The 12,342-nt window shown below is 43.4% G+C and carries 10 protein-coding genes; 5 read left to right on the top strand and 5 right to left on the bottom strand.

Annotated features, from left to right (window positions below; genetic code table 11):
• Window positions 1-157: 157 nt before the first annotated feature.
• Window positions 158-451: a hypothetical protein gene (locus B6K83_RS13460; RefSeq protein WP_092251395.1), complete on the bottom strand. Its 294-nt coding sequence runs from the start codon at window positions 449-451 to the stop codon at window positions 158-160.
• A gap of 372 nt (window positions 452-823) precedes the next feature.
• Here B6K83_RS13460 and B6K83_RS13455 point away from each other — a divergent pair, with 372 nt between their 5' ends.
• The 4 genes from B6K83_RS13455 to B6K83_RS13440 all read left to right on the top strand — a co-directional run bounded on the left by B6K83_RS13455 (window position 824) and on the right by B6K83_RS13440 (window position 5,821).
• Window positions 824-4,054, top strand: coding sequence for an amidohydrolase family protein (locus tag B6K83_RS13455; protein WP_085285448.1), 3,231 nt, complete (start codon window positions 824-826; stop codon window positions 4,052-4,054).
• Between the two features lie 102 nt (window positions 4,055-4,156).
• Complete coding sequence (locus B6K83_RS13450; RefSeq protein ID WP_408607226.1) at window positions 4,157-4,666, top strand: GNAT family N-acetyltransferase; 510 nt, start codon at window positions 4,157-4,159, stop codon at window positions 4,664-4,666.
• Between the two features lie 42 nt (window positions 4,667-4,708).
• Window positions 4,709-5,512: a formyltransferase family protein gene (locus B6K83_RS13445; RefSeq protein ID WP_085285447.1), complete on the top strand. Its 804-nt coding sequence runs from the start codon at window positions 4,709-4,711 to the stop codon at window positions 5,510-5,512.
• A gap of 15 nt (window positions 5,513-5,527) precedes the next feature.
• Complete coding sequence (locus B6K83_RS13440; RefSeq protein ID WP_085285446.1) at window positions 5,528-5,821, top strand: putative quinol monooxygenase; 294 nt, start codon at window positions 5,528-5,530, stop codon at window positions 5,819-5,821.
• 36 nt (window positions 5,822-5,857) lie between these two features.
• On the opposite strand, the gene B6K83_RS13435 is transcribed toward B6K83_RS13440, so the two are convergent.
• A complete protein-coding gene (locus tag B6K83_RS13435) occupies window positions 5,858-6,397 on the bottom strand; it encodes an NADPH-dependent FMN reductase (protein WP_085285445.1) in 540 nt (179 codons plus the stop codon).
• A 167-nt stretch (window positions 6,398-6,564) separates the two neighbouring features.
• On the opposite strand from B6K83_RS13435, the gene rluF reads away from it, so the two are divergent.
• On the top strand, window positions 6,565-7,485 hold the full coding sequence (gene rluF / locus B6K83_RS13430; RefSeq protein WP_408607224.1) for a 23S rRNA pseudouridine(2604) synthase RluF: 921 nt from the start codon (window positions 6,565-6,567) through the stop codon (window positions 7,483-7,485).
• Window positions 7,486-7,514: 29 nt separating this feature from the next.
• Here rluF and B6K83_RS13425 read toward each other — a convergent pair whose 3' ends face one another.
• The 3 genes from B6K83_RS13425 to uvrA all read right to left on the bottom strand — a co-directional run bounded on the left by B6K83_RS13425 (window position 7,515) and on the right by uvrA (window position 12,094).
• The gene (locus tag B6K83_RS13425; RefSeq protein ID WP_085285444.1) at window positions 7,515-8,435 is read right to left on the bottom strand and encodes a spermidine synthase; all 921 of its coding nucleotides are present in this window, start codon (window positions 8,433-8,435) and stop codon (window positions 7,515-7,517) included.
• Window positions 8,428-9,105 carry a fused MFS/spermidine synthase gene (locus tag B6K83_RS13420; protein WP_085285443.1) on the bottom strand — a complete coding sequence of 226 codons (678 nt, stop codon included), beginning with the start codon at window positions 9,103-9,105 and terminating at the stop codon, window positions 8,428-8,430. The genes B6K83_RS13425 and B6K83_RS13420 overlap by 8 nt, the downstream gene beginning before the upstream one ends.
• A gap of 154 nt (window positions 9,106-9,259) precedes the next feature.
• Complete coding sequence (gene uvrA / locus B6K83_RS13415; RefSeq protein ID WP_085285442.1) at window positions 9,260-12,094, bottom strand: excinuclease ABC subunit UvrA; 2,835 nt, start codon at window positions 12,092-12,094, stop codon at window positions 9,260-9,262.
• Window positions 12,095-12,342: the final 248 nt, after the last annotated feature.

Raw genomic sequence — 12,342 nt, 5'->3', positions numbered from 1 at the left:
CTGCGGTCAAAGGCTAGCCATCGCACCGTGTTGGTGGCTAAATGCGCAGCTTAAGTTAATACCGGTTTGCAGGTTGCTATGTTGATAGTCGCTAGTTATTCAGTGCCTTGAATAAAGCGCGACTATCAAAAGGTTAAAATGCATCAATGCGGTGAGGTTAATCGGCTTTGGCCACTTGCTTACTGTTCGCTTTAATGGCTTTAATATCAACCCCGTCAAGTAATAGCATGACATCGGCCAGTAAGCGCTTTAATTCTGACACTTCGCTAGGAATGGTTTTTTTCGCTTTTTGCACATAGGCAATCGCTTCTCTGTTTTTAATCACGTCTAGCAAGGCTTTTAAGGTTTCGCTATCATCAACATCAATTTCCGGTAAGGCTTTTTCACTGGCAGCGTTATAGAGTGAATAGGTCGCAATTAAGTTCGCTTGGGCTTCTTTTAGTCTTTCCATCAATAACATCCCCGTTTTTATTGTTAAACCCACATAGCCATGCTCGGTTGGTAAACCAGTCGCCAGCTATAAATGAGAAATTTAATCACCTTGATACCTCTACCATACTGAAAAATAAAAAATAGTCTATTTTTTCTGCAGTTTAGTGATAATAAGTGATACTGGTTGTGCAGCTGGGCAAAGACTACAGAAGCGTCAATGGTCATAAATAGGCATTGAACCGCAAATACCCGCCATTTATCGCATCAGGCTTAAATTTATCCCTTTGATGTGCTTTAGTAGGGGATTAACTATAAGCTATCGTAGTTTAGCGTAATATCAAAAACGATTATGACGCGATAGGTTGATAACTAACTGATTAGGTTAACTAAAATGTCTAATATTATTGCTCGAGTCTCATCGATTGCATTGGCCGTTGCCATGACCCTAGGCACAGCGCAACATGCCTTTGCTGAAAACAATGTTGTAAACGCCACGACAGCCAAGTGGTCGGTAAACAATCCCCAAGGTGAATTTAGCACCGCAAAAATTGACGTGCGCCAAGGTACTTGGATGAACGTGGATATTAGCCCTGACGGTAAAACCTTAGTGTTTGATTTACTAGGTGACATTTACACCTTACCGATTGAAGGCGGTGAAGCAAAAGCGTTAATGACAGATATTGCTTGGCAAATGCAGCCGCGCTTTAGCCCTGATGGTCAATATATTGCTTTTACCTCTGATGAAGACGGTGGCGACAATCTTTGGATTATGAAAGCCGATGGCAGTGAAGGGAAAGCCGTTAGTAGCGAAAGCTTTCGCTTACTTAACAGCCCAGCATGGTCACCTGACGGTAATTACCTTGTAGGTCGTAAACACTTTACCGGTTCGCGTTCACTCGGCGCGGGTGAGGTATGGATGTATCATAAAACCGGTGGTGATGGGGTTATGCTCACTAAGCGACCTAATCAGCAAAAAGACTTAGGCGAACCGGCCTTTTCTCACGATGGCAAATATGTCTATTTTTCGCAAGATGCCACACCAGGTAAAACCTTCCACTACAGTAAAGACTCTGAAAAAGGCATTTATAAAATTAAGCGTTTAGAGCTAGCTACAGGTGAGATCAAAGTAGTGGTTGAAGGTAAAGGTGGCGCGATTCGTCCAGTACCTTCCCCCGATGGTAAATACTTAGCCTTTATTAGCCGTGATGACTTTAAATCTAACTTATATTTGTATGACTTAAAAAGTGGCAAAGAAACCTTAATTTATGAAGACTTAGATCGCGATATGCAAGAAACCTGGGCCATTCACGGTGTTTACCCCAATATGGCATGGTTACCCAATAGCAAAGGCATGGTGTTTTGGTCAGGCGGTCAGATCAATAAGCTGGACTTAAAAAGCAAAACAACAAGCGTGATCCCGTTCCATGTTAAAACGGAAAAGAAAATTCAAACCGCGTTACGTTTTCAACAAGATATAGATCAAGATGAATTTGACGTGAAAATGTTGCGTGATGTAGAAATATCACCCGATGGACGCAAAGTGGTGTATGAGTCTATGGGGCATATTTACCTGCGCAGCATTAGTGACGGTAAAGTGAAAGGTAAAGCCAAGCGCTTAACGAAAAAGAACTCGGCGTTTGCCTTAAATCCAAGTTTTTCACGCGATGGTAAATATGTGGTTTATAGCACCTGGGATGATAAAGCACAGGGTGATATTCGCATGGTATCGAGCCGCGGCGGTAAAAGCCGGGTATTAACTAGCGAGCCGGGTAAGTACATAGAGCCGAGCTTTTCACCAGACGGTAAAACTGTGGTTTATCGCAAGGTATCTGGCGGCTATATTACCGATCCAAGCTGGGGCTTAAATACCGGCGTTTATACCGTTAGCAGCAAAGGTGGCGAACCAAAATTAATTACTGAGTCAGGCTTATCGCCACATTTTGGCGCAGATAACGACCGTATTTATGTGTTGCGCAATGGTGAAACACCACAGCTAGTGGCAATTAACCTCGACAGCAGCAGTACCTCAGCGAAAGAGCAACCCTTATATCAAGGTAAATTTGCCACTGAATATAAAGTTTCGCCAGATGGAAAGTACTTAGCCTTTGCTGAGCGTTTTAAAGTGTTTGTCACGCCTTTTGTTGAACGCGGTCAGGTGATTGATATTGGACCGGATGCGAAAAATTTGCCAGTGAAAAAACTATCGGTTCGTGCGGGTGAAAGTATTAATTGGAATGGCAAGTCCAATGCCTTGTACTGGAGCTTAGGGCCGGATCTATACCAAGCGAGCGTTGCGGGTCTTTTTGATATCACCAGCGAAGCCTCAGCAGAAACAGCGCCACTAAAAACGTACTTAGGCTTTAAAGAAAAAGCCGATAAACCCTCAGGTCGTGTGGCCTTTGTTGGCGGTAAAGTTATCACCATGGAAGGCGAGCAAGTCATTGAAAACGGCGTAGTTGTGGTTGAAGGTAATAAAATTATTGCCGTTGGCGAACAAGGGCAAGTGGATGTGCCCGCCAATGCCAAGGTGATTGATGTCACGGGTAAATCTATTATGCCAGGCTTAATTGATGCCCATGCCCACGGACCACAAGGGAGTAGTGAGATTATTCCACAGCAAAACTGGAAAAACTATGCCGGTTTAGCCTTAGGTGTCACCACGATACATGATCCATCTAATGATACCTCGACCTTTTTCGCCGCCAGTGAAATGCAAAAAGCCGGTGCCATTGTCGCGCCACGTTTATTCTCCACTGGCCGTATTTTATACGGTGCGACATTGGCAGGCTATACCTCACATGTTGACAGCTTAGACGATGCTAAATTTCATGTGCAACGCTTAAAGAAAGCCGGCGCCTTTAGTGTGAAAAGCTATAACCAACCGCGTCGTGATCAACGTCAACAAATGGTACAAGCAGCGCGTGAAGCCGATATTTTAGTGGTACCAGAAGGTGGCTCATTGCTACAACACAACTTGTCGATGATAGTTGATGGCCATACTACCTTAGAGCACTCAATTTCTACCGCCAAGATTTATGACGATATTAAACAATTATGGTCACAATCTGAGATGGCTTACACGCCAACTATGGGAGTTGCTTATGGCGGTATCTCAGGCGAGCATTACTGGTATGACACCACAGATGTTTGGCAGCATCCGCGCTTAAGCAAATATGTGCCTAGCGAGTTTTTAGATCCACGCTCTATGCGTCGCACTAAAGCGCCACATCATCATTACAACCACATTAACGTTGCGAAAGTCGCAAAAGAGTTACAAGACTTAGGGGTAGTGGTCAATGCCGGTGGTCATGGTCAGCGTGAAGGTTTAGCCATGCACTGGGAGATGTGGATGATGGCCCAAGGTGGCATGACGCCACTTGAAGCGATTCGTACCGCCACGATCGCGCCAGCAAAAACCTTAGGCTTAGCGAGCCAGCTTGGTTCTTTAAAAGCCGGTAAATTGGCCGATATTTTAGTGGTCGATGGTGACGTAAGTTCAGACATACGGTTATCAGATAGAGTCGTCTATACCATGATCAATGGTCGTTTATACGACGCTGAAACCATGCATGAAGTGGGGAACTATGACAATAAGCGTGAAAAATTCTACTTTGAACAATAAGCGTTGTTGTTGAACTCGATAAAAAAGCCCGGAAGTTTCCGGGTTTTTTATTTTTATAGTGGTCAACATTATGACCACAAAGTTACCGCTTAGCCTAAGGCTATGTTGTTGAACGTAGGATTTAGCGCTAGCTTAACTAAATTAAAACTCGTTATACTCAACTCAGTAAAGCAAGGTGATATAGGAAAAGGCGTGAATATTGAAGTGTTGGAGAACCCTGAGCCAGAGTTAGTGTCATTTTTAGATGAAAAAATTGCCGAATTTAACTGGGCGCATTGGGAAGTTAGCGAGCGTAAACCTATCGCGGTAAAATTAACTGATGAAAACGGGCAAGTGATAGCGGGGGCGGCTGGCCGCACCTTTGGTGATTGGCTGATGATTAACACCTTATGGGTGGCTGAGTCGCTCAGAGGGCAAAATGTTGGTAGCCAATTACTGACCAAAATGGAACAGGCAGCGCAGGCGCGTGGCTGCAATAAAGCCTTACTTGATACCTTAAACTTTCAAGCTAAACCGTTTTATGAAAAGCAGGGTTATCAAGTGCAATGGTCGCAGCAGGGTTACCCTAAAACCGGCTGTCGGTATTATATGATGAAACAGCTTGCTCAATAAGCTGTGGGCAGAAATATCGAGTCGCTATCAGGAGAGCCTTGTATGAAAATTATTTTATTACTCAATAATGATATTGCCAGTAATTTTGCGCTAAATTTACTATTACCAAGCTTAGCTGCACATCAGGTGCAGGTGTTTTTATCAAGCAAGGTTGGCGGTAATAGCGCCCGGCCACAAGCACTACAAGAGCTGGCCTTATTCGAGCAAACTGGTATTTACCAAGCCCTAGCGCAGTCAAAGACAGCTTCAGCATTCAAAACCTATGCCGATATTCGTCAGCAATACCCGATCGCAATCGACACCTTAAATGACATAAATAGCCGAGCAGGCATCGCCAAAATTAAGGCTGCTGCCGCGGATTTAATTATTTCAATTCGTTATGGGGTGATCCTAAAACCGCCGGTAATTGCCTTGGCAAAACATGGTGTGATTAATTTACATTCCGGGCAGTTGCCCGCTTATCGTGGTGTTATGGCGACGTTTTGGGCACTGCTTAACGGTGAGAAAAAATTGGCGACAAGCTTACATTTTATTGATGATAACAGTATAGATACCGGTGATATTATCGGCTATTCAAGCTTAGCAGTACAACAAGGCCACTGTTACCTTTGGCATGTATTGTCGTTATATATTGGCGGTTGTCAATTGCTAAGCAAAGCAATAACAGGCATAGCAAGCGGTAAAGCGCTAAGTACCACAAAACAAGCATCGCAAGGGCAATATTATAGCTTTCCTGATGCCGAGCAAGTTAATCGCTTTATTCGTCAGTGTGGTGCTTTGTACGAACCGCAAGCTTTGATAAAGTTGCTCACAGAGCACCATGATAATGAGCAAATATCGCGTTAAGCCAAAGGGGGCAAAATGAATATAGTAAGGGTCAATGAATTTGTGGCTGCTGCCGGTAAATCGGCCGAGCTGTTTCGCTTTTTGCAAAGCTTAGTGCCTTATATTTCGGCGGCAAAAGGTTGTATCAGTTGTGAGTTGCTAAAGCATCATCAACATGGCGATCAGTTTATGATCATCGAGCGTTGGGACTGCATTGAAAGCCATCAGCTGGCACTGACGAATTATCCACAAGACGATATGCAAGCGGCGATGAGCTTATTTGGCTCACCACCGAAAGGTAATTATTTCCGTAGCTGCGCAGGTGCTTGAGTTGAAGACCTTTTAGCCGACAGCAAGCACTTGGCTCTAGGCTAATAAGTCGTTTAAGGCTGCGATTATTTGCTGCTGATACTCATCATTGATTAAGCGCTTGCTGTTAGTATCAAAGTTATCGAAAAAGTTCGGAATAGAGATCGAGGCAATTACTTCGCCGGCAAAATAAAAAGCCGAGTCAGTTGCACTAGCTAAAACACTTTTCGCGCCACCAGGGCCAGGCGACGTGGCTAAGAGTAATAACGGCTTATTTTGAAAAACTTGCTGATTGATACGTGAGGTCCAATCAAAAAGGTTTTTATAGGCGGCGGTATAACTACCGTTATGCTCGGCAAATGAAATGATAATGGCATCACTACTGCTGAGCTTATCGTAAAAAGCTTGCGCGGCAGCCGGTTGTCCTAACTCGGCTTCTTTATCTTGACTAAAAAGCGGTAAGGCAAAATCATTTAAGTCCAATATTTCTGTACAAACATTGGGCTGGGCTTTTTCAGCTAACTTAGCCGCATAACTGGCAAGCTGTTTATTAATGGACTCAGTACTAGAACTGGCGCCAAATGCAATTATTTTCATGCGAATACCTTATATCATCAGCAGAGTTAAGCGATTAAGTTTATGGCACAACTTAATCGCATTAATGTTCAAAATGACCTGCAGTTATATCATTACTCTACACTGGGGTAAAATTTAGGTAAAATAGCGCAATTATCTTTGTGAACTGCTTTTATTTAGGACTGCCAGTGTCAAGTTACGAAAAACGCCTCAACAAATATATCAGTGATTCCGGTTATTGTTCACGTCGCTTTGCCGACCAGTTAATCGAAAAAAAGCGGGTCACCATTAACGGTAAAATTCCAGAGCTTGGCACCAAAGTGCTGCCGGGGGATAAAGTGTGTGTTGATGGTAACGAAATTAAAGCCAGTGCCAGTAATCATACTGATAGAGTTTACATTGCTTATAACAAACCGATTGGCATTACCTGTACCACAGAACGTCATGTTAAAGGCAATATTATTGACGCGGTCAGCCATAGTAAACGAATTTTTCCCATCGGTCGTTTAGACAAGCCATCACAAGGCTTGATTTTTCTCACCAGTGACGGTGACATAGTGAATAAAATACTGCGCGCAGAAAATGCCCACGATAAAGAGTATGTGGTCACTGTGGATAAGCCGATTAGTGAGCGCTTTATAGAGCGCATGTCAAAAGGGGTACCTATTTTAGACACCATCACTAAACCTTGTGTGGTCAAGCCGGTCAGCAAGTTTGTTTTTAACATTATTTTGACTCAGGGTTTGAATCGGCAAATTCGGCGCATGTGTGAATACTTAGGCTATGAAGTGACAAAGCTTAAACGCACCCGCATTATGAATGTCACATTAGATAACTTGCCCCTTGGTCAATGGCGCGATTTAACCGCTAGTGAGATGGCTGTAATAAATACGGCAGTAGCCGGCTCGAGCAAAGCTGTGCTAGATAAAGAAGTGCCGCCCGAAGCGGCAACCGCAAGCGTCAGTATTAGCGATACTAAGCATGCTAAAAAAACTATTCATTCTAAAGCCAATGGCAAAGTGGCGCGAAAACTAACTCGCATTGATGTAAAAAAGCCCGCCACAACGACCAGCGGCAAAAAACGCTTAAGTTTAAAAAAGCGCACTTAGGGGCGGTAGTTGCACTGATAATGGCGCAGTTAATTTTTTAAATTCAATAAGTTGGCTGGTGAATATTGATCGGTCAATAGTTCAGCCTGTTGCGGCCAATCTTGCGTTGTAGCCGTTGATATCATCAGACGACTGAGCTTGATGATATCGACATTATACTTGGCTAACACAGGCGCTAAAGCTTGTGCTGTGGCATGCATGGTTGGCGCAGTCGGCAAAGCTTTATTGCTGGCAATAATAATGCGGTTACCACTATTTTTTTGCTTAACATTAAAAAAATTGCCAAATACGGCTTGATATGTGGCGGACTCATATTGATATAAGTCACTGACAGAAAACGTATTAGCTGCTAATACCCCGTTAGCACTCAGCAATTGTTTAGCTTCTTGTAAAAACTCTTGGGTCATTAAATGCTCAGGTATGTAGTCACCATTAAAAGCGTCCAGTATTATCCAATCATATTGTTGTTTTTTTAATAAAGCCCGCTTAATAAAAATACGGCCATCTTGGGCAACTGTGCTGATGTTGTCATTTTCAAAAAAAGCAAAATAGTTGCGTGCCACTTTGATCACGGCTGGATCAATTTCGACATTAGTGATCTTTGCTTGCGGGAATATTTGCAGCAAGGTATTTGACATAGTGCCGCCCCCTAAGCCAATAATTAAAATGCGCTCAGGGCGAGGGTTAATTAATAAGCTAGTGAAAAGCATTTTGGTGTAGTTAAAAACTAATTGCTGTGGATCATCAATTAGCATACAGCTTTGCTGAGTTTTAGTGCTTTTGACATTAAACTTTAAGCAGCGCAAACCATTGCTTTGCTCCACTAAAATATTGCGATATAACGAGCGTTCACTATGAATTACTTCTGCGCTCGCGCTAAGGTTTAGTAACGTGCTGAGGGCAAAGTTGGTCACTATTGCTAGCAATAGCGAACACGTTAGCTTATTCATGCACAACTCCTTGTGTTTTACTTGTGTCGCTTAGGCCGTTGGCGGCGCTTGAGTTAAGGCGATTAAACACTATAGCGCAGACGCCTAACAACATCAGGGTAGCGCTAAATACTATAATGATATCATTGACTTCAAACCACAATACCAGATAAAACGAGGTAATAATGGTGCCTAAGGCGCTGCCGAGTGTCGAAACAAAATAAAGCTTACCAGCAACTTGGCCGCTGCTATTTTTATCGGTAACTAATAAGCGTACTGAGTAAGGTGAAATCATACCAAGTATCACAGTCGGTATAAAAAACAGTGCCATGGACGCCACTAGTGAGCCATAACGACTATCTTCAATGGCGAGAAAAATCGCTTCCATCAACCAAGGCGCAAAAAAGGCCACTGGTAACACCGCTATACCGGCAAAAATAAAAATCAGCCCGTAGCGATTCAGTGATGCGGCGCTGGTAGAGAGTTTGCCGCCGGCAAGGTAGCCCAAAGATAAGCTGAGCATAAAGACGGTAATAATACTGCCCCAAATGTGTACGCTACTACCAAAAAAAGGCGCAAGAATACGCCCCCCTAACAGCTCAATACCCATAATACAAAAGCCACTACTAAAGGCTAATAAATAAATTAATGGGTTTTGCCAAGGTACAATATTATCAATGTTATTAGTCATTTATCACGCTGCTTAAACTGTGGTTAGCTTGCTTGTTTATTCATCATAAACCTAAGTTTACTCAGATGCTAGCAGCAAAAAAGGCTTGTTACATCACAAGCCTTTTAGTCGCAATAACTTGCAGAACTAGCGTCATAAAAACAGCTAAGTTGATTTAGCCGGTTTGCATCAATAAGGGCTTTAAGAAGCGCGCAGTATGTGAGCTTTTATGCGCAGCTACTTGCTCTGGGGTACCGGTAACCAATATTTCACCGCCACCTGAGCCACCCTCAGGGCCTAAGTCTACAATCCAGTCCGCGGTTTTTACTACATCTAAGTTATGCTCAATCACCACAATAGTATTACCGTGATCGCGCAAACGGTGAATTACCTGTAACAATTGCTTGATATCATGAAAATGTAAACCTGTGGTTGGTTCATCTAAAATATATAAGGTTTTGCCGGTATCACGTTTTGACAACTCTTTTGACAATTTAACCCGTTGCGCTTCCCCACCCGAGAGCGTAGTTGCCGATTGTCCGAGTTTAATATAACTTAGCCCTACATCCATTAAGGTTTGCAGTTTACGTTTAACCGCGGGTATAGGTGCAAAAAACTCAAAAGCATCTTCAATGGTCATGTCTAATACTTGGTGGATGTTTTTGCCTTTGTATTTTACTTCCAAAGTTTCGCGGTTGTAGCGCTTACCTTGGCAGACATCACAGGGCACATAAACATCGGGTAAAAAGTGCATTTCCACTTTGATCAAACCATCACCTTGGCAGGCTTCACACCGTCCCCCTTTAACATTAAAGCTAAAGCGACCGGGTTTATAGCCACGCGAGCGTGACTCCTGTGTGGCGGAAAATATCTCTCGTACCGCGGTAAAAATACCTGTATAGGTAGCAGGATTTGAGCGCGGTGTGCGGCCGATGGGACTTTGGTCGATATCGATAACCTTATCGAGTTCCGCCAAGCCGACAATTTCTTGATACGGTGCTGGCTCTTGTGTGGTGGCAACGTTAAGTTCAATATGAGCAAGCTTGTATAAAGTGTCGTTAATCAAGGTTGACTTACCCGAGCCAGAAACGCCGGTAACACAGGTCATTAAGCCAAGCGGGATCTCTAAATCAACATTTTTAAGGTTATTGCCACTGGCGCCTTTTAACGTTAATAGCTTGCTGTCATCAAATGGCACTCTTGAGGCCGGTATTTCAATACGTTCTTTGCCAGACAAATATTTGCCGGTCAGCGAGTCATCACAGGCTAAAATTTTGTTGACGTCACCTTCAGCAATAATATTGCCGCCATGTACTCCAGCGCCCGGGCCAATATCTATCACATGATCGGCAGCTCGTATGGCATCTTCATCATGTTCAACTACAATAACTGTGTTGCCTAAATCTCGTAAATGGAGCAAAGTTTTTAATAAACGCTCATTGTCTCGCTGATGTAAGCCAATTGAGGGTTCGTCGAGCACATACATGACACCCACCAAACCCGCACCAATTTGGCTAGCAAGGCGAATACGTTGTGCTTCGCCTCCTGAGAGGGTGTCAGCGCCGCGGGATAAATTTAAATAATTTAAACCGACATTGACCAGAAAGCCTAAGCGGTCATTGATTTCTTTGAGAATTTTTTCGGCAATTTGCCCTTTTTGCCCGCTAAGCTCTAAACCCTGAAAAAACGCTAAGGCATCAGCAATGGCATACTCAGCCACCTCATTAAGTGGCGTATCGGCAACAAAAACATTGCGGGCTTCTAGGCGTAAGCGACTGCCGTGACAATCAGGGCAATTTTGGCTATTGAGGTACTTTGCGAGTTCTTCACGTACTGCATTAGACTCAGTTTCACGGTAGCGTCGGTCCATATTATTTAAAATACCTTCAAACGGATGTTTGCGAATAACAATATCGCCCCGATCGTTCATGTATTTAAATTCTATTTCTTGTTTGCCACTGCCGGTTAAAATTAATTGCTGCGTTTTTTCATCTAAGCGATTAAACGGGATGTCGAGCGGAAATTGATAATGCTCAGCTAAGGCTTGTAGCATTTGAAAATAATAAAAATTTCGTTTATCCCAACCACGAATAGCGCCGCCGGCAAGGCTTAGCTCGGCATTGGCAATTACTCGGCTTGGGTCAAAATACTGTTGATTACCTAAGCCATCACAGGTTTGACACGCACCAGCAGGGTTATTGAATGAAAACAGCCTTGGCTCTAATTCTTGCATGCTAAAGCCACACAAAGGACAGGCAAAATTAGCGGAAAAAATCAGCTCTTCTTTGTTAGGCTCATCCATAAAAGCAACTTTGACCGTGCCAGCCGTAAGCGAGAGCGCGGTTTCAAACGACTCAGCAAGGCGTAGTTGAATATCATCACGCACTTTCAGACGGTCAACCACCACTTCAATGGTGTGCTTTTTATGTAATTCCAGCGTTGGTGGATCAGATAAATCACACACCTCGCCGTCAATACGGGCGCGAATATAGCCTTGTGCGGCAAGGTTATCTAATAACTTAATGTGCTCGCCTTTGCGATCTTGCAATACCGGCGCAAGCACCATCACTTTTGTGCCTTCCTCTAATGCTAAAACCCGATCCACCATTTGTGAAATGGTTTGTGCCGCTAGTGGCTGCTGATGCTCAGGACAACGCGGCTCGCCGACGCGGGCATATAATAAGCGCAAATAATCGTATATTTCTGTAATAGTCCCCACAGTAGAGCGCGGGTTATGAGAGGTGGACTTTTGCTCAATGGAAATGGCGGGTGATAAGCCTTCAATGTGATCAACGTCCGGCTTTTCCATTAACGATAAAAATTGCCGTGCATAAGCGGATAGCGACTCCACATAGCGCCTTTGTCCTTCAGCATATAAAGTATCAAAGGCCAATGAAGACTTGCCCGAGCCTGACAGGCCAGTAATAACAATTAATTTATCGCGAGGAATATCGAGACTGATGTTTTTCAAGTTATGGGTACGCGCACCCCTGACTTCAATTTTCTTCATAAAGACTTGGTCACCAATGTAATGCTAAGCGCTTTATCAACCCAAGCAAGGTCGAAAAAGCGCCGAACTGAATGTTAATTACCTTACGCTATATCAAGGCTTAAGCTGTGACTAACGGTTAAAATATCAGTGGAAACCGATAGTTATTAATACGGGTTAGCCTAAGTGTTACTTTTGTCGAGACATAAAGTTTGAACCAAGTATTATCGCATAGTTTTTAATCTGAGTTCAGCTTAAATCTCTGTTTT

Source organism: Colwellia chukchiensis (genome assembly GCF_002104455.1).
Classification (GTDB): domain Bacteria; phylum Pseudomonadota; class Gammaproteobacteria; order Enterobacterales; family Alteromonadaceae; genus Cognaticolwellia; species Cognaticolwellia chukchiensis.
Note: the sequence above shows the minus strand (reverse complement) of the source record. Positions and strands in the feature narration are given on the sequence as shown.